General features: G+C 73.1%; 20 protein-coding genes. 14 read left to right on the forward strand and 6 right to left on the reverse strand.

Features of this window, described 5'->3' with window-relative positions; translation table 11 throughout:
• The first annotated feature begins 170 nt into the window (after positions 1 to 170).
• Positions 171 to 1,325, forward strand: coding sequence for an acyl-CoA dehydrogenase family protein (locus AC3EO4_RS10670; RefSeq protein WP_431895125.1), 1,155 nt, complete (start codon positions 171 to 173; stop codon positions 1,323 to 1,325).
• On the opposite strand, the gene AC3EO4_RS10675 is transcribed toward AC3EO4_RS10670, so the two are convergent.
• A complete protein-coding gene (locus AC3EO4_RS10675) occupies positions 1,303 to 1,854 on the reverse strand; it encodes a DUF4291 domain-containing protein (protein ID WP_431895127.1) in 552 nt (183 codons plus the stop codon). The two genes, AC3EO4_RS10670 and AC3EO4_RS10675, sit on opposite strands and share 23 nt — an antisense overlap.
• A gap of 56 nt (positions 1,855 to 1,910) precedes the next feature.
• Here AC3EO4_RS10675 and AC3EO4_RS10680 point away from each other — a divergent pair, with 56 nt between their 5' ends.
• Positions 1,911 to 2,732, forward strand: coding sequence for a class I SAM-dependent methyltransferase (locus AC3EO4_RS10680; RefSeq protein WP_431895129.1), 822 nt, complete (start codon positions 1,911 to 1,913; stop codon positions 2,730 to 2,732).
• Between the two features lie 146 nt (positions 2,733 to 2,878).
• Positions 2,879 to 4,288 carry a hypothetical protein gene (locus tag AC3EO4_RS10685; RefSeq protein ID WP_431895131.1) on the forward strand — a complete coding sequence of 470 codons (1,410 nt, stop codon included), beginning with the start codon at positions 2,879 to 2,881 and terminating at the stop codon, positions 4,286 to 4,288.
• Here AC3EO4_RS10685 and AC3EO4_RS10690 read toward each other — a convergent pair.
• From AC3EO4_RS10690 to AC3EO4_RS10700, 3 genes are read right to left on the reverse strand one after another with little or no spacing between them, the layout of a single operon-like run.
• Positions 4,228 to 4,557 (reverse strand): hypothetical protein, encoded by a 330-nt coding sequence (locus tag AC3EO4_RS10690; RefSeq protein WP_431895132.1) that lies wholly within the window; start codon positions 4,555 to 4,557, stop codon positions 4,228 to 4,230. The genes AC3EO4_RS10685 and AC3EO4_RS10690 overlap by 61 nt on opposite strands.
• Before the next feature lie 47 nt (positions 4,558 to 4,604).
• Complete coding sequence (locus AC3EO4_RS10695; protein ID WP_431895134.1) at positions 4,605 to 5,747, reverse strand: MFS transporter; 1,143 nt, start codon at positions 5,745 to 5,747, stop codon at positions 4,605 to 4,607.
• A 20-nt stretch (positions 5,748 to 5,767) separates the two neighbouring features.
• Positions 5,768 to 7,993 carry an HAD-IA family hydrolase gene (locus AC3EO4_RS10700; protein WP_431895136.1) on the reverse strand — a complete coding sequence of 742 codons (2,226 nt, stop codon included), beginning with the start codon at positions 7,991 to 7,993 and terminating at the stop codon, positions 5,768 to 5,770.
• A gap of 55 nt (positions 7,994 to 8,048) precedes the next feature.
• On the opposite strand from AC3EO4_RS10700, the gene AC3EO4_RS10705 reads away from it, so the two are divergent.
• The 5 genes from AC3EO4_RS10705 (at position 8,049) to recQ (ending at position 12,648) form a co-directional block, all read left to right on the forward strand.
• Complete coding sequence (locus AC3EO4_RS10705) at positions 8,049 to 9,227, forward strand: ROK family transcriptional regulator (RefSeq protein ID WP_379568720.1); 1,179 nt, start codon at positions 8,049 to 8,051, stop codon at positions 9,225 to 9,227.
• A gap of 73 nt (positions 9,228 to 9,300) precedes the next feature.
• Positions 9,301 to 9,459 carry an NUDIX hydrolase gene (locus AC3EO4_RS10710; RefSeq protein WP_431895138.1) on the forward strand — a complete coding sequence of 53 codons (159 nt, stop codon included), beginning with the start codon at positions 9,301 to 9,303 and terminating at the stop codon, positions 9,457 to 9,459.
• 7 nt (positions 9,460 to 9,466) lie between these two features.
• On the forward strand, positions 9,467 to 10,165 hold the full coding sequence (locus tag AC3EO4_RS10715; protein WP_431895139.1) for an alanyl-tRNA editing protein: 699 nt from the start codon (positions 9,467 to 9,469) through the stop codon (positions 10,163 to 10,165).
• A gap of 5 nt (positions 10,166 to 10,170) precedes the next feature.
• Entirely contained in the window at positions 10,171 to 10,737 is a 567-nt protein-coding gene (locus tag AC3EO4_RS10720) for a helix-turn-helix domain-containing protein (protein WP_431895141.1), read from the forward strand.
• 78 nt (positions 10,738 to 10,815) lie between these two features.
• Positions 10,816 to 12,648, forward strand: a complete 1,833-nt coding sequence (gene recQ / locus AC3EO4_RS10725; protein ID WP_379568716.1) for a DNA helicase RecQ — start codon at positions 10,816 to 10,818, stop codon at positions 12,646 to 12,648.
• Positions 12,649 to 12,921: 273 nt separating this feature from the next.
• Here recQ and AC3EO4_RS10730 read toward each other — a convergent pair whose 3' ends face one another.
• Positions 12,922 to 13,941: a polyprenyl synthetase family protein gene (locus AC3EO4_RS10730; RefSeq protein ID WP_431895144.1), complete on the reverse strand. Its 1,020-nt coding sequence runs from the start codon at positions 13,939 to 13,941 to the stop codon at positions 12,922 to 12,924.
• 672 nt (positions 13,942 to 14,613) lie between these two features.
• On the opposite strand from AC3EO4_RS10730, the gene AC3EO4_RS10735 reads away from it, so the two are divergent.
• The 6 genes from AC3EO4_RS10735 to AC3EO4_RS10760 all read left to right on the forward strand — a co-directional run bounded on the left by AC3EO4_RS10735 (position 14,614) and on the right by AC3EO4_RS10760 (position 21,487).
• Entirely contained in the window at positions 14,614 to 16,326 is a 1,713-nt protein-coding gene (locus tag AC3EO4_RS10735) for a prenyltransferase/squalene oxidase repeat-containing protein (protein ID WP_431895145.1), read from the forward strand.
• Positions 16,327 to 16,502: 176 nt separating this feature from the next.
• Positions 16,503 to 19,682 (forward strand): sensor histidine kinase, encoded by a 3,180-nt coding sequence (locus AC3EO4_RS10740; RefSeq protein ID WP_431895147.1) that lies wholly within the window; start codon positions 16,503 to 16,505, stop codon positions 19,680 to 19,682.
• Positions 19,679 to 20,086 (forward strand): roadblock/LC7 domain-containing protein, encoded by a 408-nt coding sequence (locus AC3EO4_RS10745; protein ID WP_379568709.1) that lies wholly within the window; start codon positions 19,679 to 19,681, stop codon positions 20,084 to 20,086. Before AC3EO4_RS10740 ends, AC3EO4_RS10745 begins: the two co-directional genes overlap by 4 nt.
• Positions 20,083 to 20,442 (forward strand): DUF742 domain-containing protein, encoded by a 360-nt coding sequence (locus AC3EO4_RS10750; protein WP_379568707.1) that lies wholly within the window; start codon positions 20,083 to 20,085, stop codon positions 20,440 to 20,442. Before AC3EO4_RS10745 ends, AC3EO4_RS10750 begins: the two co-directional genes overlap by 4 nt.
• Positions 20,423 to 21,013: a GTP-binding protein gene (locus AC3EO4_RS10755; protein WP_379568705.1), complete on the forward strand. Its 591-nt coding sequence runs from the start codon at positions 20,423 to 20,425 to the stop codon at positions 21,011 to 21,013. Before AC3EO4_RS10750 ends, AC3EO4_RS10755 begins: the two co-directional genes overlap by 20 nt.
• Positions 21,014 to 21,037: 24 nt before the next feature.
• Complete coding sequence (locus tag AC3EO4_RS10760) at positions 21,038 to 21,487, forward strand: Lrp/AsnC family transcriptional regulator (RefSeq protein ID WP_379568703.1); 450 nt, start codon at positions 21,038 to 21,040, stop codon at positions 21,485 to 21,487.
• 15 nt (positions 21,488 to 21,502) lie between these two features.
• On the opposite strand, the gene AC3EO4_RS10765 is transcribed toward AC3EO4_RS10760, so the two are convergent.
• Positions 21,503 to 22,327, reverse strand: a complete 825-nt coding sequence (locus tag AC3EO4_RS10765) for a PIG-L deacetylase family protein (RefSeq protein ID WP_431895148.1) — start codon at positions 22,325 to 22,327, stop codon at positions 21,503 to 21,505.
• Positions 22,328 to 22,346: the final 19 nt, after the last annotated feature.

The raw sequence follows: 22,346 nt of genomic DNA on the forward strand, positions 1-22,346 counted from the left end.
TGACTTGGCCACCCGTGGCCCCCCGGCCCGCCGTCGCCTTCCCCACGGTGGCGCCCGGCTCCCTCCCACCCCTGGCGGGCGCGGGGTCCGCCCGACCGGCTTCCCCTGCCGGTCGCGATGACAGAATCGGGGGATCGGAGACCCCGAGCCCATTACTGGAGCGTGTCGCGATGACCGTTGAGCGTGCCCTGCCCACCCCCGAGGCGCACGACCTGATCGACCTGACCCGAGACCTGATCGCCAAGGAGATCGCGCCCCGCGCGGCCGCCGACGAGTCGGCGGGACGCTTTCCCCGCGAGGTGTTCACCACCCTCGGCGCGACCGGGCTGCTCGGCCTGCCGTACCCCTCGGAGTACGGCGGGGGCGACCAGCCGTACGAGGTCTATCTGCAGGTGGTCGAGGAACTGGCGGCCGGATGGCTGGCCGTCGGCCTCGGGGTGTCGGTGCACACGCTGTCGTGCTTCCCCGTGGCGTCCTTCGGCACGCCGGAGCAGCGCGAGGAACTGCTGCCCGACATGGTCGGCGGCGAACTGCTGGGCGCCTACTGCCTGTCGGAGGCCTCGTCGGGCTCCGACGCGGCCGCGCTGACCACCCGCGCCGTGCCCGGCCCGGACGGCTACACCGTCGACGGCGTCAAGGCGTGGATCACCCACGGCGGCGTCGCCGACTTCTACATGCTCATGGCGCGCACCGGCGACAAGGGCGCCCGTGGCATCTCCTGCCTGCGCGTGCCGTCCGGGCTCGAGGGGCTCTCCTACGGCGCGCCCGAGCACAAGATGGGCATGCGCTCCTCTCCGACGGCGCAGGTTCGCTTCGACGGGGTACGGCTGCCGCAGTCGGCGCTGGTCGGCGCCGAGGGCGAGGGCTTCCGCATCGCGATGGCCGCGCTCGACGGCGGGCGGCTCGGCATCGCGGCGTGCGCGGTCGGCGTGGCCCAGGCCGCCTTCGACGCGGCCACCGCCTACGCGGGGGAGCGGCGCCAGTTCGGTTCGCGGATCATCGACTTCCAGGGCATCGGCTTCATGCTGGCCGACATGGCCACCCAGATCGCCGCCGCCCGGGCGCTCTACCTGGAGGCCGCGCGCCTGCGCGACGCGGGCAGGCCGTACGGGACCAAGGCGGCCATGGCGAAGCTGTTCGCCACCGACACGTGCATGAAGGTGACCACGGACGCGGTGCAGGTGCTCGGCGGCTACGGCTACGTCGAGGACTTCCCCGTCGAGCGCCACATGCGCGAGGCCAAGGTCCTGCAGATCGTGGAGGGCACCAACCAGATCCAGCGCCTGGTCATCAGCCGCTCCCTCACTCCCGAGTCGCGCCGATGACCTCGGCCAGCGCCTCCGCGATCGGGTAGGGGCGTTCGGCCGGAAGCAGAGGAGTCAGGTCCCGGCCTTCACGCAGCGCCGCGTGCAGGCCGCGGACCCGCTCGGTCAGGTCGGTGATCGACAGCGTCCACTCGCCGACGTAGCGGTCGACAGCCTCGCCCGACAGGCCGATCTGGATCGACCGGTACGGCAGCGCGTTGTGGCGCGGGTCGCGTTCGGGGTCCCACTGGACGCGCACCGGCATGTCCCGCCTGTCCGACAGGCAGGAGTGCGCCAGCGCCCACTCGAACCCCTCGCGGGTGAGCTCGATGGCCAGCACGCGGCCCTGGCCCTGCTTGGTGGCGTAGCCGCAGCGGTACATCATCCACAGGAACGACGGTTTGATCCAGGTCATCCGCCCGCGCTTGAACGGGGGGACGAACCGTTGCGCCGCCAACGCGGGAGCGGCGATGGCCGGGTCGTAGGCCTGGTAGACGGTGATGGACTCCTCGGTGTAAGCGGCTCGGATCTGCCGGTAAGGGATGTTCATGGCGATCAGCGTGCCGAACTCCCACAATCCACGGCAACGGGATTACCGTCGCAAGCATGGACCGCCGCGAGAGGATCACCCTCACAGGAGCCCAGGAGACCCTGCTCGCCACCCTGTACGGCAGGGCGCTCGACGCCCGCTCCCGCGACCCCATCCTGGGCGACGAGCAGGCCGTCGTCGCGGCACGCCGGATCGACTACGACTTCCGCAGGACCGGCATGAACGCGACCACCGCCGCGGGCGTCGCGCTGCGCGCCAGGCAGCTCGACGACTGGCTCGGGGAGTTCCTTGCGGCCCACGCCTCGGCGACCGTGCTGCATCTGGCGTGCGGCCTCGACACCAGGGCGCACCGGATCGCCAGGCCCGCCACGGTCAGGTGGGTGGACGTCGACCTTCCTGAGGTGATCTCGCTGCGCGAGCGGCTGCTGCCCACTCCCGGCGGCGACTACACGCAGCTCGCGGCGTCGGTGACGGAGGAGGGGTGGCTGGAGCAGGTGCCCGCCGACCGGCCGACGGTGGCGGTCTTCGAGGGGCTGACGATGTACCTGAGGCAGGAGGACGGGCGGCGGCTCATCCAGCGGATCACCGAGCGGTTTCCCTCGGGGGAACTGCTGTTCGACGTGTACGGGTCGATGGGGATCAGGCTGCAGAAGCTGGTGCCGGCCGTGCGGAACGCGGGGGCGCGACTGTACTGGGGGGTGGACGACCCGCGGGTGATCGAGGGGTGGCACGACGGGCTGGTGTGCGTGGACGCGCTGCGGAGCGTGGACATGCCGGGGCTGGGTCGGCTGCGGGCGGCGGCGCGGGCGCAGATGTGGGTGCTGGGGCGCATCCCCGGACTACGGGATGTGGGGAAGATCCTGCGTTTCCGCTTCTAGAGGCGCCGCGCTCCGCCTGGGGCCGAGCCGCGGTGAACCTTTTGTTCGGCAAGTGGTGACACCAAGGAGACGACCACGTCGGCACGGGGACTCCCGGCCGGCCCTCTTCTAGGAGTCTCCTCGTGCGGTTGCCATCACCTGGCTTTGTGCTGCCCGGAAACGGGCACCTCGCGTTCCTGGCGGCGCTGGTCCCCGCCGTCGTCCTGCGAGCGCTGGCGATGCTCGGCTACCGGCCCACGCTCTGGTTCTGGGCGGACTCCTTCTCCTACCTCGACGCGGCGGCCCACCCCGTCCCTGGAACGTTCCGGCCACTCGGGTACTCCCTGTTCCTCGCCGCCCTGCGACCGGGCCACAGCCTCGCCCTCGTCACCGCGGTCCAGCACCTTCTCGGGCTGGGCCTGGCGGTCGCGGTGTACGCGGTGCTGCGGCGGCGCGGCCTGCCGGGCTGGGGCGCGACGGCCGTCACCGTGCCCCTGCTGTACGACGAGTTCCTGATCCTCCTCGAGCACATGATCATGGCCGACGCGCTGTTCACCGTGCTGGTCGCGGCGGGGGTTCTGATGCTGTCACGCCAGGACGTCACTCCGCCGGCGGCGGGCGTCGGCGGGGCGCTGCTCGGGCTGGCGGCGATCACCAGGACCGTCGGCGTGGCCGTGCTCGTGCTGGCCGCCGCTCACCTGCTGCTGCGCCGTACCGGATGGCGGGCCCTGGCCGGGCTGGTGCTCGCGGGTGCGCTGCCCCTGGTGGCGTACGCCACCTGGATGTACGGCACGAGCGGCACGTTCGGCCTGACCCGAGCCGACGGGCTGTTCCTCTGGTCGCGCACGATGACCTTCGCCGACTGCTCGGCGATACGGCCGGAGCCGCGGCTGGCGCCGCTGTGTCCCGCGACGGCGGTGGCCGGGCGGCCCTCGCCCGCCCACTGGCTGTGGGGGCGATGGTCACCGCTGGCCAGGGTGCCGCGCGACAAGAACGCGCTGGCGGGGCGGTTCGCCCGCGCCGCCATCCTCGCCCAGCCCGGCGACTACCTGGCCGCCGTCGGCGGTGACCTGCGCTGGCTACTGCGTTGGGAGCGCACCACGGCCAGGTCGTCGCGTACGACGAAGACGAACCCCTACTGGTTCCCCTTCGAGCGACGGCCGCTGAACCGGTCGGCCAGGGCGGCGGCGGAGGCGTACGAGGGCGGCCCTGCGGCGACGCGGCCGGTCGAGCCCTACGCGGGCTGGCTGCGCGCCTACCAGCGCTTCGGATACCTGCCCTACCCGCTGCTGGTCGCGCTGCTCGGGGGCGCCCTCGTCGGGGCGTCGGTACGGCGGCGCCCCGAGGCCCTGCTCCCTGGCCTGGCCGCCACCGCGCTGATCCTGGCCCCGCCGTTCCTGGTCGGGTTCGACGTCCGCTACGTCGTCCCGGCCATCCCGCTGACCTGCCTGTCGGCGGGGCTGGCCATGGCGGGACCCACGCGTCAGCGGACCAGCCCGAAGAACGCACGGACCTCCTACAGCTCCGGCTGCTCGAACGCGGCGAAGTGCCCGCCCCTGTCGAGCTCGTTCCAGTGACGGATGTCGGTGAACCGCCTGCCCGCCCACCGAAGCGAGGGCCTGGGGTTCTCCTCAGGAAAGATCGAGCAGCCGGTCGGAACCGTCACCACGTCGGTGTTCGCGCCCGCGAACCGGCGCTGGACCTGCTTGAAGCTCTCCCAGTAGAGCCGGGCGGCCGAGGCGCCGGTCCGGGGCGACGGTCTGCGGCCTGGTGGACTGCTCGCGAGACGCCCCAGCCGCGGTGGCGCGGCTTGTCGCTGAAGCCGTAGCCCGGCAGGGAGGGACACACCACGTGGAAGGCGTCGCTCGGCCGGGCCTCCTTCGATGCGGGACATCATGCGCGGGCCCTGCCGGGCAGCGTGGCGGCGGCCAGGACGAGCGCCATGGGCAGCACCGTGACAAGATAGGCGGTGCGCAGGTCGAGGGCGGAGCCGAGCGCGGCGAGGGTCGCGGGTGCGGCCAGGATGGCGGTGCCCGAGGCGAGCGCGCCGTACGCCGCCGAGCGGGCGGGGGAGAGCCCGGGCACCTGGATGAGCCGGGCGAGCGTGACGGGGTAGAACGGGGCGACGCCGAGCCCGGCAAGCACGAGCCCGGCGGTGACCGGTACCGGGGCGTCGAACAGGGCGACGACGAGCGTTCCCGCCGCCGCCAGCCCGCAGCCCGCGGGGATGACGGGCAGCCGGCGGACGATCAGGCGTGGAGCCGCCAGCCGTCCGGCCGCCATCCCGATCAGGAACGCGGTCGCCGCGACCGCGGCCGCGCCGGCGGGCATGCCCGTGCCCTGCAGGCGGGCCGTCGACCAGATCGTGAAGCAGAACTCGATCGACACCGCGATCACGATCGCGGCCCACACGCCCGCGACCCGCCACACCGCCGGCGAGCCGCTCCTGGCGGAGCGGTCCTGCGCGAGCGCCGGGCGAGGCTCGGTGCCGGTGGGGCGGGGGCGGGTGTCGGCGGCAAGGAAGAGCAGGGCGGGAACGGCCACCAGGAGGGCAAGCCGCCCGCTGAGTCCCGCGGCGGTCAGCGCGCCGATGGCGAGGGGGCCGAACAGCGCGCTCACGCTCGCCGCCGCGTTCGCGCGGGCCAGGCCAGCGGCGGCGTCGGGTCCGCGCAGCAGGGCGGGGGTGACCAGGACGAACCCGGCCGACCCCAGCCCCAGCAGCAGCGCCCCTGCCGCCGCCGTGACCGCGGCGGCGGCGGTCGCGAGCAGAACCGTCCCCACGGCGGCGACCAGGGCGGAGCCGAGCAGAGCGGGCCGCGTGCCCGAGCCGAGCACCCACCGCCCCGCCAGGCCGACGACCAGCAGTCCCACTCCGAACGAGGACGACAGCCACGCCAGCTCCTCCGGCCGGCTGCCCAGCTCGGCCGCCAGCAGCACGAGGCACGCGCCGAGGCTGTTGATGGTGTAGCCGAGCGCCGCCTGCGCGATCCCGACCTGGCGGACGACGCGCCGACCCTCGTCCGGGACGCTGTTCACGACGCCTTTCACGACGCCTTTCACGACGCCGGCCATGGCCCCGCCAGCAGGAGCGCCTGCTGCGGGGCGAGGCGCACCCGTCCCGTCCTCGGCCGCTCCGGCGTGACCGCGGGGTCGTCGCTGTCGAACACGGCGGGCGCGGGCAGCTCCACCTCCGCGGAGGTCGCGTCGCGCAGGTTCGCCACCGCCCAGAGCCCGCCGCGGCGGTAGGCGGTCACGCCCGCGCCGAGATCAGCCCTGGCGATCTCGTCTGTGGCGGCCGCGGGACCGGCCAGGCGGCGCCGCGTCGTCAGGAGCCTGCGCAGGGTGGTGAGATGGGAGGCGGGGTCGGCCTCCTGCGCCGCGACGGTGTCGGCGTCGGTCCTGCCGCCCTCAGGCAGCCACGGCCGCCCGGTGGTGAAGCCCAGACCTGGTCCCGGCCGCCATGGCATCGGGGTACGGGCGGCGTCCCTGCTCTGGCCGGGCTCGGCCGTAGCCAGCGGATCGGCGCCGTGCCCCCGCGGCACGTGCCCGTCGCCCAGCCCGAGCTCCTCGCCCTGGTAGATCCACATCGTGCCGGGCAGCGACGCCATCAGGACGTGCAGCGCCAGCGACCTGCGCCGCCCCACCTGCCCGCCGCCGTAGCGGGTGGCGGCCCTTGGCCTGTCGTGGTTGCCCTGCACCCACGACAGGCGCGGTGAGGCCGCCGCCGCCGCGGCGAGCATGGTGTCGATCCGCTCGGGATCCCAGCCGGACTCCACCAGCCCGAACCAGAACGACGAGTGCAGCCGCTCGCCGTCGACGAAGCGGGCCAGCGTGCCCGGGTCGAGCTCGTAGACCTCGCCGACCAGGAACGCGTCGTGGCGGTCGGCCACCCGCCGCCACCTCTCGTGCACGGCGTGCACGTCGGGCTGGTGGATGTCGTGGCGGTGGTCCTGGCGGCGCCATTCCATGGTCACCCCGCCCACGGGGACGAGCAGGTCGGCGGGCAACAGCGGGTTGTCCCGCAGGTCCGCGTCCTTGACCAGGTAGGCGGCGGTGTCGATGCGGAACCCGTCGAGGCCGCGCGCCAGCCAGTGCTCGATGACCTTGTCGACCTGCGCGGCGAGCGCGGGGTTGCGCCAGTTGAGGTCGGGCTGCTCCGGACTGAACAGGTGCAGGTAGTACTGGCCGGTGGCCTCGCTGAAGGTCCAGGCGGGGCCGCCGAAGTGGGACAGCCAGTTGTTCGGCGGGCCGCCGTCGGGGGCGGGATCGCGCCAGATGTAGTAGTCGCGGTACGGGTCGGCTCTGGAGGAGGAGGCGGCCGTGAACCAGGGATGGGCGTCGCTGGTGTGGTTCACCACCAGGTCGCCGATCACCCGCATGCCCCTGCGATGCGCCCGCGCGAGCAGCTCGTCGAGCGCGGCGTCCCCGCCGAAGGACGGGTCCACCACGCGGTGGTCGGCGATGTCGTAGCCGTGGTCGCGCATCGGCGACCGGAAGAACGGCGTCAGCCAGACCACGTCGACGCCGAGCCTGGCCAGATGGTCCAGGTGCTCGCCCGCGCCTGCCAGGTCGCCCCAGCCGTCACCCGTGCTGTCGCCGAAGGACGGCAGGTACACCTGGTAGCCGACGGCGTCGCGCCACCACGGGCTGGTACGGGCGCGGCGCAGCAGATGGGCCAGGTGCCCCAGGTCGAACAGGCGCAGGTCGCCGTCGAGGCCGCGCAGGGCCGCCGTCGGCATGCCCGCCGCCGTGCCCGCCGCCAGGCCAGGCTCGGAGTCCTCGACCACGAGGCAGGCGGCGGGATCGGCCCGCAGCAGGCCGGCGGCCCGCAGGTATCCCTCGGGATCGGGCTTGCCGTGCCGGACGTCGTCGATCGTGAGCAGGAGCGGAGGGTCGATCCCCGCCGCGGCCAGGCGCGCCTTCGCCAGCCGTCCGTCGGCGCTCGTCACCACCGCCCAGGGCAGGCCGCATCGGTCCAGCGTGGCGAGCAGCTCGTGCGCGCCCGGTGCGGCGGCGACGTCCGACAGGTCGTCGTACTGCAGGGCGAGCTGCCGTCGCGCCGCGATCGCGACCTCCTCGGGACCGAGTCGCGGTAAGAGGTGTGCGACCGTACGGCCGGCCGGGCTGCCGTGGGCCACGGCGAGCACGGTGTCCACGGGCACGCCGTACTCGCCGGCCCAGGTGGACCAGGCTCGCTCGACGGACGCGTCGGAGTCGACGAGAGTGCCGTCCATGTCCAGAAGTACCGCCTCGAGCCCGCCGAGGTCTGGCCGTCGTCTCACGTGGCCTCCTTCTGTATAAACTCGTCCATCGAGCATAAAGGAGGCGATGGTGCGGATGGCAAGTCCCTCTCGGGTCGGGGACGCTCGCTGGCGCGGGGCGCTGGCCGTCCTCGAGGAGATGCGCCGCGAGCCGGGCGTGACGAGAGCGGCGGTGGCGCAGCGGCTGGGGCTGAGCAGCGGCTCGGCCACGGAGATCACCGCGCGTCTGCGGGATCTCACCCTCCTGTCCGAGACGCCGGCCGCCGTGGCGGGGCGGGGCCGGCCGACCACGGTGCTCGGCCCGCATCCCGACGGGCCGATCGTGGTGGCCGTCGACCTGCGGCAGGAGGACTGGCGGTGCGCGGTCGCCGCGCTCGACGGCAAGCCGGAGATCGTCGACGGAGGCCCCCACGCCAGCCGCAGCCCAGAGCCCGTGATCGCGACGATCGCCGAGGCGGTGCGCCGGGTGCACGACCGGTACGGCGAGCGGGTCAGGGCCGTCGGCGTGGCGGTCACCGCCACCGTGCAGCACGGCAGGGTCGTGCAGGCCTCCACCCTGGGCTGGGACGCGGTGGACCTCGGCGCCATCGCCGCCGATTCGCGCCTTCCCCTGCTCATCGGCAACGACGCCACGCTCGCCGGCGTCGCCGAGGCCCGCGAGGGGGCGGCGGCGGGTGCGGCCACGGCCTTGCACGTGACGATCGAGGTGGGCGTCGGAGGCACCCTGGTCGTCGGCGGGCAACCGGTCAGCGGGGCGACCGGGGCGGGCGGCGAGTTCGGTCACCTCCCGCTGGGCGAGCCGGGTCTGCGCTGCCCGTGCGGGGCCACGGGATGCTGGGACCTGGCCGTGGACGGCAGGGCCATCGCCCGCCATCTCGGCGATCGGCCGCCCGGCGACCCCCGGACCTACGCGCTGGCGGCCATCGCCAAGGCGCCGGGCGACCCTGCCGTCGCGGCGGCCGTCGAGCGGGCCGCCACCGGCTTCGCCGCCGGCCTGGCCGGACTCATCAACGCCCTGGACCCCGACGTCGTCACACTCGGCGGCCTCGCCCAGCCCCTGCGGACGGCGGCCGAGGCGCGGTTCGAGGCCGCGCTGACCGGCGGGCTCATGCGCTTCCGCAGGGCGGATCCACCGCGCGTGCTGGCCGCCGTGCTCGGGGACGACGGCGCGCTGCACGGGGCGGCGCTCACCGCTCTCGACCACGTCCTGACCGAAACGGGCATGAACGCCTGGGCGGCTACATTGCGGACATGACTGCAGAAAGCATGCGACCGCTGATCGTCGTGGCCGCGGCGATCGCCGCGTCGCCGCACTGGAGGGCGTCCCCATGCGCATGACCGTGTTCGAGGCGGGGATCAGCCGGGATCCCAGCCCCGCGGCCGAACTGGCGGACCTTCGATGGGCGCCGGCGGGGGAGCGCGACCTGGTCCTGGCGCCCGCGGTGCGCGACCACGTGCTCCCGCTGCTCGCGGGCCGTTTGATATAATCAACGTATGGTTCAGTATAACGAGTATCTGGCGGACACCTATCTCACGGAGGTCGCCACGCCGGTGCTCGCGGCGGAGCGGTCCGACGATGGCGACACCTGGGTCGCGGTGCGGCGGAACATCTTCCATCCCCAAGGCGGCGGCCAGCCGGCCGACCGCGGCCGGCTGGGCGAGTGCGAGGTCGTCCCCTTCCGTGACTCCGCGCGCGGGCTGGTCATGGTGCGGGCCCGCCAAGAAGACGGGCTGGAGGGACTCGCCGAGGGGGACATCGTCCACACGAGCGTCGACGCCGGCCTGCGCCTGTTGCACGCGGCGCTGCACACCGCCGGTCACCTCGTCGAGGCGGCGGGGCGGACGGAGGGGTGGGCACTGGCCGGCAGCATTCACTTCCCCGGCCAGGCCCGCATCGAGTTCACCCCGCCGGAAGCCGGCGCGGACCTGGCCGATGCCGAGGACAGGGACAAGGCCGCCGACCGGCTGCGCGCGTTCGTGGCCGCGATGGTGGCCGACGACCTGCCCGTCACCGTGGACCACGACGCCGAGGGCCTGCGCATCGTACGGCTGGGCGACCTGCACGCCGCCCCATGCGGCGGCACGCACGTCCGCAGCCTCGGCGACCTGACCGAGGTGACGATCTCAGGCGTGAAGGTGAAGAAGGGCCGCGTCAGGGTCTCCTACGCCGCCGCCCACGGGCCGCTCGCGTGAGCGGCGTGGAAAGGGACAGGCGCCCGGCCAGCAGCGCCGCCGCGGCGGCCGGGACCCAGGTCCAGCGCCGCAGGATGCAACGCGGGATGAGCCAGGCCGAGCTCGCCAGGCGGACGGGGCTGAGCAAGGCGACGCTCTCGCAGCTGGAGGCAGGCACGGGCAATCCCACGATCGACACCCTCGACGCCATCGCCGTCGCCCTGGCGATCCCGCTCACCGACCTGCTGACCCGTGAAGGCGGCCCAGGCACCCTTCACCTCCAGGCGACCCCCGCCGCCGAGGACGGGCCCACGAGGGAGCTGCTGCGCCGGATCAGCGGCGGCCACAGCCTGGAGCTGTGGCGGCTGCGCCTGCCCCCGCACGCGGCCGTCGACGGGGTGCCGCACGCGCCGGGCACGACCGAGCACCTCCTGGTCGCCTCGGGACGCCTCCACGCGGGCCCGGCCGACGACCTCCGCCTGCTCGGGCCGGGTGACCTGCTGGCCTTCGCGGGCGACGCGCCGCACGGCTACCGGACCGGCGACGACCCCGCCGACGTCACCGTCGTCATCGCCTCGCCCGCCATGGGCTGACCGCTGATTGGGGCGCCAGGTGTCGCGCACCTCGCCCGTGCGGCCGAATTCGTCGGCGACCTCTCCTAGAGTGGCCCGGTGACTTCCCCCGAGCGCGCTTCCCAGGCAACCGACGTGCTGCGGCGCGTCTTCGGCTACGACTCCTTCAGGGAGGGGCAGCAGGAGATCATCGACCACGTGGTCGTGGGCGGCGACGCGCTGGTGCTGATGCCGACAGGCGGCGGCAAGTCGCTGTGCTACCAGATCCCCGCTCTGGTACGGCAGGGCACGGGCGTCGTCGTCTCCCCGCTGATCGCGCTCATGCAGGACCAGGTCGACGCGCTGACCACGGCGGGCGTCAGGGCCGGGTTCCTCAACTCCACGCAGGAGCAGGGGGAGCGGGCGGCGGTCGAGGAGGCGTTCGTGGCCGGCGAGCTCGACCTGCTCTACCTGGCGCCCGAGCGGCTGCGCTCCGAGCAGACGCTGCGGCTGCTGGCCAGGGGGCCGATCTCGCTGTTCGCGATCGACGAGGCCCACTGCGTGGCGCAGTGGGGCCACGACTTCAGGCCCGACTATCTCGCGCTGTCCACGCTGCACGAGCGCTGGCCCGACGTGCCGCGCATCGCGCTGACGGCGACCGCGACCCCCGAGACGCACAACGAGATCACCGCCAGGCTCGGCCTGGAGCGGGCGCGCCATTTCGTGGCCAGCTTCGACCGCCCCAACATCCAGTACAGGATCGAGCCGAAGAACGAGCCGAAGCGGCAGCTGCTGCGGCTGATCCGCGCCGAGCACGACGGGGACTCCGGCATCGTCTACTGCCTCTCGCGCGCCTCGGTTGAGAAGATCGCCGCGTTCCTGCAGGAGAACGGCGTCAGCGCGCTGCCGTACCACGCGGGGCTCGACGCCCGCACGCGCGCCGCCCACCAGGCCCGCTTCCTCAGGGAAGACGGCATGATCATGGTGGCGACGATCGCCTTCGGCATGGGCATCGACAAGCCCGATGTGCGCTTCGTCGCCCACCTCGACCTGCCCAAGTCCATGGAGGGCTACTACCAGGAGACCGGCAGGGCCGGGCGTGACGGGCAGCCCGCCACCGCGTGGCTCGCCTACGGCCTGCAGGACGTCGTGCAGCAGCGCCGCATGATCGACACCTCCGAGGGCGACGACGCGCACCGGCGGCGGCAGTCCGCGCACCTCGACGCCATGCTCGCGCTCTGCGAGACGGCCGAGTGCCGCAGGGTGCGCCTGCTGGCCTACTTCGGGCAGGAGGGCGCGCCGTGCGGCAACTGCGACACCTGCCTGACCCCGCCGGAGACCTGGGACGGCACGATCGCGGCCCAGAAGCTGCTGTCGACCGTGCTGCGGCTGAAGCGCGAGCGGAACCAGCGTTTCGGCGCGGGTCAGCTGATCGACATCCTGCTCGGCAAGAAGACCGACAAGGTGCTGCAGTTCGACCACGCCTCGCTGACGGTGTTCGGCATCGGCACCGAGCTGAGCGAGACGCAGTGGCGCGGGGTGGTGCGGCAGTTGCTGGCGCTCGGCATGCTGGCCGTCGAGGGCGACTACGGCACGCTGGTCCACACCGACGCGGCCGCGCCCGTGCTCCGCGGCGAGCGGCAGGTGATGCTGCGGCACGACCCGGTGGCCAGGAAGGCCGACAGGCCGGCCAAGTCCGCCCGCCAAGCGGCGGTGGCCGAGCTGCCCGCCGAGGCGCAGCCGCTGTTCGAGCTGCTGCGTGCCTGGCGCGGGGCCACGGCGAAGGAGCAGGGGGTGCCCGCCTACGTCATCTTCCACGACGCGACGCTGCGCGAGATCGCCGCCCGCCGGCCCGGGTCGCTGGCGGAGTTGTCAGGGATCTCGGGGGTGGGGGAGAGCAAGCTGGCCAAGTACGGCGAGCAGGTCCTCGCGGCCCTGGCCGAGGCCGAGTGACCCTGGGTCGGGCCAGCCGTGCGGCCTTCCGCCGGATCCGCTGGGTGACCTCGGATCCGGTCGGCTGAGTGATCTCCGATCGGATCCGCTGGGTGACCTCGGATCCGGTCGGCTGAGTGATCTCCGATCGGGTCAGCCGTGGGTCTCCGGTCCGGTCCGCCGAGGGGCGGGGCCGCCCGCCCGGTAACGATCCACGGGTGCCGGGCGGGCCGGCCTCGTGGGTCGTCTCTGCCGGGCCGGCCCCCGGGTGCGTTCCCCGGCCGGCCGGCCCGGTCAGTGGGTGCGGTCCGTGAGCGAGACGCACAGCGTGCGCAGGTCGGTGGCCGCGGGGAACGTGCTGTCCAGGATGTCGAGCGCCCTGGAGGCGTGCCTGGCGGCGATGGCCAAGGTCGTCGTCCGGCCGCCGGCCGCCTCGATGAGCTCGGCGGCCAGCCGTACCGAGTCCTCGTCGTCGGCGCCGCATGCCAGCAGCGCCGACAGCTCGCGGCCGGCCGGCGAACCCGACGCGAGAGCGGCCAGCACGGGCAGCGTCTTCTTCCTGCGGCGCAGGTCGCCGAAGACGGGCTTGCCGGTGTGGGACGGGTCGCCCCAGATGCCGAGCACGTCGTCCACCATCTGGAAGGCCAGGCCCAGCTCGAGACCCATGTCGTGCATCCGCGCGGCCAGCGGCTCGGACGCGCCCGCGAGCGTGACGCCGAGCGCGGCGGCGCAGGCCAGCAGCGAGCCGGTCTTGTCGGCGGCCATGCCGGTGTACTCGGCCACGCTGACCGCGTCGTGGCCGGTCCACGGCCGCTCCTCGAAGGCCATGTCCTGCGTCTGGCCGTGCACGAGCCGTACCAGCGCGGACGACAGGTGCCCCGTGGCGGCCGCGGCATGAGGGCCGGTCGCCGCCGACCTGATCGCCAACGCCAGCAGCGCGTCCCCTGCCAGGATCGCCGGACCCACGCCGTACGCCTTCCATACGGCGGGCTTGTGCCTGCGGCGCTCGTCGCTGTCGATGATGTCGTCGTGCACGAGCGAGAAGGCGTGAACGAGCTCCACCGCGACGGCGCCGGGCAGGGCCGTCTCGAGCGTGCCGCCCGCGGCCTGCGCGCACAGCATCGCCACCGCGGGGCGCAATCCCTTGCCCGCGTCGCCCTCGATGGGGGTGCCGTCGATGTCCGACCAGCCGAGAGAGAAGGCGGCCATCCGCGCGCCCCATGGGTGGAGGTCGGCCACCGCCGCGCGCATGGCTGGTTCGAGCAGCTCACGGCACCGGGAGAGGGTGTCGGCAGGAAGCGCGAGGTCAGCCATCGATCCTCCGATGCACTGGCATGACGCCATAAGTCGCCATCAATCTCCAACCTTGATCAGTACCGGGCGATCATGTGATACTCCACGCGAACCATCATGATTGCGAAGTAGGAGTACATGTCGACCGGTCGCCCGGCGCGCGAAGACTCGGTGATCGCGGCGTCCGCTGCCGGACAGAGCGTCGAGACCATCACTGGACGGATCTCCGCGGTAGATATCTCCAGGTTTGTGCCAGCTTATGGCATTGCCTCCCCCGCCTCGGGCCCCTGGGGCGGTTGACGCTCATGCCGGGCACCGGATGACCCCCGAGCCGGCCGAGACCGCGCAGCCGGGAAGCACCTGTGCGCCGGCCGCCGAGCGCCCGCGCGACCTGCGCGACGAGTCGGGGACCGCCCCGCGCTTCCGTGACCGTCGGCGCCGCGGTACAGCGGTACCCGCGCCCGCTCAGCGCCCCTGCCGCCTGTCGCGGGGACGTCAGCTGGGGCGGCCACAACACGCTCAAGCCCGGCACGGACCGCGACGAGGTGAACGCCGCGATGACGGTGCTCGCCCGTGCCGCGACGGCGCGGATCGAGGTTCTCAAGGCAGACTCCCGCGCACCGCGGCCTGTCTCGAACGCCAGATCGGCTTCACCACCGGCCTCTTCGGTACCTCGAACATCTTGGGAGAGTTGTGAGTGACATTGCCTTCGCGGCCCGCGAACTGGTGGACGGGCTCATGGCCAGGCCATGGGGACAGATGACCGCCTCCGTCTACGAGACGGGCCGCCTCGTCACGCTCACCCCCTGGCTGGCCGGTCACGCCGAACGGGTGGACTACCTGCTGCGCACCCAGCGGCCTGACGGCACCTGGGGCGCGCCCGACGGCTACGACCTGGTGCCCACGCTCAGCGCGGTCGAGGCGCTGCTGTCCGAGCACCGCCGATCCGGCCGCGCCGAGCTCTCCGCCGCCGCCGACCGCGGGGTGGAGGTCCTCCGGGTGCGGCTGCGCGCGGCGGCCGACCTGCCCGACCTGCCGGCCATCGAGCTCATCGTCCCGTCCCTCGTCTCGCTGATCAACGAGCACCTGGACGGCGCGAGCGACGCTCTGCCGCTGCCGAGCGGGATGAACCACGACCTCCTTGAGGCGGTGCGCGGGCGGGCGGCCTCAGGCGCCGAGCTTCCGGAGAAGCTCCTGCACGCGCTCGAGATCGTGGGACCCGCGGCGAGAGGCGCGCACGTCCGGCCGACCGCGATCGGCACGATCGGCGCCTCTCCCGCCGCCACCGCCGCCTGGCTCGCCGCCTCCCGCTCCGCACCCGCCGGTCTCCAGCCCGCGGAGGCCGGGACCCGCGGGACTGACATCCATGGGAACGCGAGCGCCTCGAACGTCGGGAACGCGGGCGCGGGGAACGCGGCTGCCGGGCATGCGGTCGTCGAGTACGCGGCCATCGGACATGCGGGCTTCGGCGCGGCGGGCCGTTCCGGCGATCGGGTGTCGGGTGACCGCGGGCCTGTGGGCGATGTGCTGGCCGTCCAGCATCTTGAGGCGGTCGCCAGAAGGCACGGGGGCCCGGTGCCGGTCGGGCTGCCGATCACGGTCTTCGAGCGCGGCTGGGTGCTGAGCTGGCTGACCAGGGCGGGCATCGAGCTGGACGTCCCGCCTGAGATGGTCGCCGACCTGAGGGCGGCCATCGGCCCGGCGGGAACCCCCGCGGGCACGGGCCTGCCCGCCGACGCCGACACCACGTCGGTCGCCCTCTACGCGCTGGCGCTGCTGGGCGCACCGCAGCAGCCGGACAGCCTGCTCGCCTTCGACGCGGGCACGCACTTCTGCACGTGGCAGGGGGAGGACGGTCATTCCCTGAGCGTCAACGCCCACGTCCTGGACGCGTTCGGGAAGTACGTGGAGTGCCGCCCCGAGGCCGAGGGCCGCTACCGCCCCGCTATGGCGCGGCTGGCCCGGTGGCTGCAGGACAGGCAGCGCCCCGACGGTGGCTGGGAGGACCGCTGGCACGCCTCGCCGTACTACGCGACCGCGGCCTGCGCGCTGGCCCTCGACGAGTACGGCGGGCCGGAGGCGAAGGACGCGGTCCTGGCGGCGGTGACGTGGGTGCTGGACACCCAGCGGGAGGACGGCTCGTGGGGGAGGTGGCAGGGCAGCCCCGAGGAAACCGCCTACGCGCTGCAGGTTCTGCTGCAGACCTCGGCCGGAGTCGATCCGCGCCTTCCTGAGGCGGCCGCCGCGGGGTATGTGTTCCTGCGCGACGCCGACCTGGACGATCAGCCGGCGCTCTGGCACGACAAGGATCTCTACACGCCGCAGGCGGTGGTCAGGGCGGCCGTGCTCGCCGCCCTTCACGTCGCCGAGCGCGACCGGAGAGTGGCCGGACTGGTAAGATCATGAACAATGGCGCAACTAAATGCCAATAAAAGCGGCAATTGCGACATTAACAAATTGTTGCGGCTTGAGTGGAGTATGTGGCGTTGCTAGGGTGTCCGGAGTGTTGGGGCGCCGGGTGCCTGATTGTCCCTTAGCGAATATCTCCCTCGGGTGTGCATATGCGCTTGCGTGATTCGCGATTGCGAACCAAGGTCGCCGCCCTCCTCGTCTCCCTCACCGCCCTCTGGGCCTTCGCGGCGTGGACCACCATCCGTGAGGGCGTGGACCTGCTGCGGGCCACCACGCTCGACGGCGGGGTGGCCGTCCCCGGTGGCTCCCTGGTGACCGAACTGCAGCGCGAACGCCGGTTGTCGCTCATCCGGCTGGGAAGCGGCGGCCCCGCCGACCCGCGGGCGCTCCGCGACCAGCGCGCCAGGACCGACGCCGCCGCGTCCGCCTTCATCGAGCAGGCCGGCGCGTCGAGTGTCGCCCTCGCCGCGTCCGACACCCTCGACCTGCGCCTGGAACGGGTGTTCGCCCGTCTCGAAGGGTTGCGGCAGTCCCGCGCCGCCCTCGACGCCGGCGCGCTCGACCGTGAGCGCGCCGCGGCCGCCTACACCGGCGTCATCGACACGATCTACCAGGCCTACGACTCGCTGGCCTTCCTCGACGACGAGCGGACGGCCACGGGCGCCAGAGCCCTCCTCGAGATGAGCAGGGCCGTGGAGCTCATCTCGCAGGAGGACGCGCTCGTCACGGGCGCGCTGGCCGCGGGCGGGCTCAGCGTCGCCGAGCGCGGGCGGTTCGCGCAGCTCGTCGGTGCCCAGCGCTTCGCCCGCGCAGGGGCGGCGGTCGAACTGACGGACGCCGACCGCCGCGACTACGACGACCTCGTCGCCGGTCCCGCCTACTCCCGCCTGCACGACCTCGAGGACCGACTCACGCAGGGCGCCGCCCCCGCCGGCGCGGAGCAGTGGAGAGCCGCCGTCGAGCCGGTGCTCGGGGCGCTCGACGCGACCGTGCGGAAGGCCGCCGCCGGCCTCATCGAGCGGGCCGCCCCCGTCGCCGTCGGCATCATCGTCAGCCTCGTGCTGGTAGGCGGGCTCGGCCTGATCGCCGTCGTCGCCTCGATCGTGCTGTCGGTCACGACGACCAGGACGGCGCTGACCCAGCTCAAGAAACTGCGCGAGGCCGCGCACGAGCTGTCGGAGCGGCGGCTGCCGCGCGTCGTCGAGCGCATCGGCCGCGGCGAGGAGGTCGACCTGGCCGTCGACGCGCCGCCGTTGACGTTCGGCGACGACGAGATCGGCGAGGTCGGCCGAGCGTTCAACAGTGTGCAGGAGACCGCCATCAGGGTCGCGGTCGAGCAGGCGGAGCTGCGCCGCAGCATCCGCGACATCCTGCTCAGCCTCGCCCGCAGGACGCAGGGCCTGGTGCAGAGGCAGCTGACCGTCCTCGACGTCATGGAACGCAGGGAGCAGGAGCCGGAGGAACTGCGCGACCTGTTCAGGCTCGACCACCTGGCCACCCGCATGCGGCGCAACGCCGAGAACCTGATCGTGCTGTCGGGCTCCTCACCGGGCCGCACGTGGCGCAGGTCCGTGCCCATGCTCGACGTGGTGCGCGGCGCGCTTGCCGAGGTCGAGGACTACACCCGCGTCCAGCTGCGGCCCCTGGGCGAGGCGACGCTGGCGGGCAGGGCCGTGGGCGACGTCGTCCACCTGCTGGCCGAACTGATCGAGAACGCCGTCTCCTTCTCGCCGCCCTACGCGATGGTGCAGGTCAGCGGACAGATGGGGGTCAACGGGTACGTGGTCGAGATCGAGGACCGCGGCCTCGGCATGACGCCGGAGGACCTGGAGGCGGCCAACCGGCGCATCGCCGAGCCGCAGGAGTTCTCCGGTACGGCGCGGCTGGGACTCTACGTGGTCGCCAAGCTGGCCGAGCGGCACGGCATCCGGGTGCGGCTGCGGCCCTCGCAGTACGGCGGGACCACGGTCGTGGCGCTGGTGCCGCTCGAGCTGATCGGCCTCGAACCCGAGCCGGACGACCTCAGGCTCGCGGACGACACCAGGTTCCCCACGCTGGCGGACCTCACGCGCGCCGAGCTCGGCGAGGGGCAGGTGGGCGAGGGGCAGGTGGAGGAAGGGCGGCAAGCGCGCGGGACCGGCCTCGCGCTCGGGATCCCCGCACCCAGGTCGGCGCTGAACGGCCCGCCCGGCGGCACCGCCACCGTGCTGCGTGCCGCCCCTGTGACGGGGCAGCCGGTCGAGAGAGGCTCCAGGCCCCCGCTGCCCGCCAGGCCCGCCAGGAACGCCCCCGAGGACGTGCCCGGGGACGTCCCCGCCACGCCCGCGCCCGCCGACGTGAGCGCCATGAATGCGCCCGCCGACATGATGGTCACGCATAGGCCCGCCGACATGCTCGGGAGGAACGCAGCGAGGCCGGAGCCGCCCGAGGATGGGCCGTCGCCGGTCGTGAGCCCGCTGGACACCACCGTGCTCGCGTCCGGTGTCACCGGCGCGGCGCGGGCGCACCCGGACGGGCAACCGCTCTCCGCCGAGTCGCTCACCCCGGAGTCGCTCACCCCGGAGTCGCTCACCCCGGAGTCGCTCACCCCGGAGTCGCTCACCCCGGAGTCGCTCACCCCGGAGTCGCTCACCCCGGAGTCGCTCACCCCGGAGTCGCTCATCGCGCTGCCGCTCGCCGCCGCCCCGCCCGTGGCCGGGCCGTTCTCCGCCGAGTCCTTCTCAGCGGCGTCGCTCATCTCCGAGCCGCTCACGGCTGAGGCCATCCTGACGCAGGAGGCCTATCTGGCGCAGGCGCAGGAGGCCCTTCTGTCGCCGGAGCCCATCACCGGGCAGGATCGCCTGACGCAGAAGACCCAGGCGGTGCGGGAAGACCCGGCGGCGCTGGTGAGCCCCGTCGCACCGGAGGGCCCGGCCGTGTCGGGAGGCCGGGCGGCGCTGGTGGGGCCGGTCGCGCTGGAGGGCCCGGCCGCGCAGGAAGTCCGGGTGGCGGAGGAAGGTTCGGCCGCGCAGGAAGTCCGTGCGGTGGAGGAAGGTTCGGCCGCGCAGGAAGTCCGTGCGGTGGAGGAAGGTTCGGCGGCCCGCGAAAGCAGGACGGCACACGAAAGCATGACAGCACAGGAGATCGGCGGGGAGCAGGAGCGGCCGGCGTGCACGCCGTCCGGCCTGCCGTTCCGCGTACCCCAGACCCACCTGGCACCCGAGCTCATGACCGAGGAGGCCACGACGCCGCACGAGCAGGAACACGACGAGCGTTCGCCCGAGGAGATCCGCGCGATCATGGGCTCGTTCCAGTCGGGGACCCGCCTGGGCAGGACACAGGCGGCCAAGCTGACCGAGGGGGAGGCGTGAGAGCAACAGGCCATACGACCGATCTGAACTGGCTTCTCGATGACCTGGCGGGCCGCGTGAGGGAGGTGGAGCACGCCATCGTGCTCTCCTCCGACGGGCTGCTGATGGCCTCGTCGAGGGACCTCGACAGGACGGAGGGGGAGCATCTGTCGGCCGTGGCGTCAGGGTTGCAGAGTCTGGCCAGAGGCGCCAGCGAGCACGTCGGCGGCGGAGCCGTACGGCAGACGATCGTGGAGTGGCGATCCCGCTACCTCATCGTCACCGTCGCAGGCGAGGGGGCGTGCCTGGCGGTGCTCTGCCTGCAGGACTCCGACATCGGCCTGATCGCCTACGAGATGGCCATGCTCGTGGCCAGGGTCGGCCAGTACCTCACGTCGCCCGCGCGTGGAGAGGCGGCCCTGTGACGGAGGAGGAGTGGGTCGATCCCGAGATCGTCAGACCGTACGTGGTGACGCGTGGCCGTACCGAGCCCGTGAGGGGCTCCTTCGACCTGATCTCGCTGGCCGTCGCCGTGGGCGAGCCGCCTGAGCCGGAGTCGGGGCTGGATCCCGAACACCTGTCGATCGTCAGGCTCTGCCGTGAGCCGATCTCCGTGGCGGAGCTGGCCGCCACTCTCGACCTTCCCGCGGGCACGATCCGTGTCCTGCTGGGCGACCTGCTGGAGCAGGGGTTCGTCACAGTGCAAGATCCTCAACCCGAGGTGGACATGCAAGACGAGAAGATGTACAGGGCGGTGCTCGATGGTCTTCGGTCGCTCTGAGCGGCGGCGGCTGCCGACCGCCATCAAGATCCTGATCGCCGGCGGGTTCGGCGCGGGCAAGACGACCATGGTCGGCTCGGTGTCGGAGACCAGGCCGCTGCGCACCGAGGAGACGATGACCGACCGCTCGACGGGCGTCGACGACACCTTCGGCGTGGAGGCCAAGCGCACCACGACGGTCGCCATGGACTTCGGCCGCATCACCATGGGCGACGACTACATGCTCTACCTGTTCGGCACGCCGGGGCAGGAGCGGTTCTGGTTCGTGTGGGACGAGCTGGCGCTGGGGGCGCTGGGCGCGGTCATCCTGGCCGACACGCGCAGGCTGGCCGACTGCTTCCCCTCCGTCGACTACTTCGAGCGGCGGGGCACGCCGTTCGTGGTGGCGGTCAACTGCTTCGAGGGCTCGCCGGTCTACCAGCTGAGCGAGGTGAGGCTGGCGCTCGGGCTCGATCCGTCGATCCCGATCGTGCTGTGCGACGCCCGCAAGCGCGACTCCAGCCGCGAGGTGCTGATCACGCTGGTCGAGCATGCGATGAAGGTGCGCGCCCCCGTCGGGACCACCTCGTGACCATCGCCCGCTACCTTTGATCGGATGGAGGAGATCGACCGCCGGATCGTCACGCTGCTGGCCAGGGACGGCCGGATGAGCTTCACCGACCTGGCCAGGGAGACAGGGCTGTCCGTGTCGGCGGTGCACCAGCGGGTCCGCCGCCTGGAGAAGCGCGGCGTCGTGCGCGGCTACACCGCGCTGGTCGACCACGACGCCATCGGGCTGCCGCTGACCGCGTTCGTGTCGATCAAGCCGATCGACCCCTCGGCGCCGGACGACGCGCCCGAGCGCCTGGCCCATCTGAGCGCGATCGAGGCATGCCACAGCGTGGCGGGCGACGAGAGCTACATCCTCAAGGTGCGCGTCGCCTCCCCGATCGCGCTGGAGGAGCTGTTGCAGCACATCCGTGCCTCGGCGAACGTCTCCACGCGCACGACGGTGGTGCTGAGCACGCCGTACGAGCACCGGCCGCCCGAACTGGGCGAGGCCTGACGGCCCCGCCCCCTGTCATCCCTCGCCGAAGATCGGCAGCAGCTCCCGCAGCTCCTCCTCGGTCACCTGCCGGCCGTACGGGGCCCGTTCGAAGGTCTCGGCGTGCCTGACCCCGGAGGCGTGCCGGGCGCCGTAGCGGGCCTCCAGCGCGGGCCGCGCGCCCTCGGGCACGGCCAGGAAGCGCGCCCAGTGCTCGGCCACGAACGCCCGCCCCGCCTCGACGTCGCCCGCCGCGGGCGCCCGGTCGAGGAAGCCGCGCTGCCATGGCGCGTACTCCAGGAACTGTGAGGCGTGCGCCAGGCAGCCGTCCAGCTTGGCCTCCAGCACGTCGTCCACGTCGACGGCGACCTCGTGCCGGTGGAAGGACGTCGAGGCGTAGTCGGTCATGATCAGGCAGACAGGCTGGCGGGGGAGCGGCGGTTTGCCCGCGGTCACGTTGCGGTTGGTGACGAAGGAGACCGCGTCGGCCGCCAGGCGGCCGGCCGCGCGGTTGTCGGGATGCCCCGGGCCGTGCCCGTGCAGGGCGATCACCACGTCGGCGCGCCAGCCGCGGATCGCGGTGATCACCTGGGACCGCATCGCCACCGAAGGCTCCAGCTCGCCGTCGTGCGTGTCGAGGATGTCGTAGTCGATCACGCCGAGCGCGTCGGCGGCCCGCCACGCCTCCTCGGCCCTCCTGGCCGCCAGCGGAGCCCTGTCCATCCGGTGGTGTCCCGCGTCGCCGTTGGTGAGCGTCAGGAACTTCACCGCGTGGCCCGCCCGCGCCAGCAACGCGGCGGTCCCTCCCGCGTAGATCTCCGGCTCGTCGGGGTGGGCTCCGATGACCAGGGTGCGCAACATTCGTCCTCCGCCGCTAACC

This window comes from Nonomuraea sp. bgisy101, from assembly GCF_057708945.1.

Coding starts and splice junctions, on each gene's coding strand:
- AC3EO4_RS10670 (WP_431895125.1), top strand. CDS start 171: ATGACCGTTGAGCGTGCCCTGCCCACCCCCGAGGCGCACGACCTGATC.
- AC3EO4_RS10675 (WP_431895127.1), bottom strand. CDS start 1,854: ATGAACATCCCTTACCGGCAGATCCGAGCCGCTTACACCGAGGAGTCC.
- AC3EO4_RS10680 (WP_431895129.1), top strand. CDS start 1,911: ATGGACCGCCGCGAGAGGATCACCCTCACAGGAGCCCAGGAGACCCTG.
- AC3EO4_RS10705 (WP_379568720.1), top strand. CDS start 8,049: ATGGCAAGTCCCTCTCGGGTCGGGGACGCTCGCTGGCGCGGGGCGCTG.
- AC3EO4_RS10710 (WP_431895138.1), top strand. CDS start 9,301: ATGCGCATGACCGTGTTCGAGGCGGGGATCAGCCGGGATCCCAGCCCC.
- AC3EO4_RS10715 (WP_431895139.1), top strand. CDS start 9,467: ATGGTTCAGTATAACGAGTATCTGGCGGACACCTATCTCACGGAGGTC.
- AC3EO4_RS10730 (WP_431895144.1), bottom strand. CDS start 13,941: ATGGCTGACCTCGCGCTTCCTGCCGACACCCTCTCCCGGTGCCGTGAG.
- AC3EO4_RS10755 (WP_379568705.1), top strand. CDS start 20,423: ATGGTCTTCGGTCGCTCTGAGCGGCGGCGGCTGCCGACCGCCATCAAG.
- AC3EO4_RS10760 (WP_379568703.1), top strand. CDS start 21,038: ATGGAGGAGATCGACCGCCGGATCGTCACGCTGCTGGCCAGGGACGGC.
- AC3EO4_RS10765 (WP_431895148.1), bottom strand. CDS start 22,327: ATGTTGCGCACCCTGGTCATCGGAGCCCACCCCGACGAGCCGGAGATC.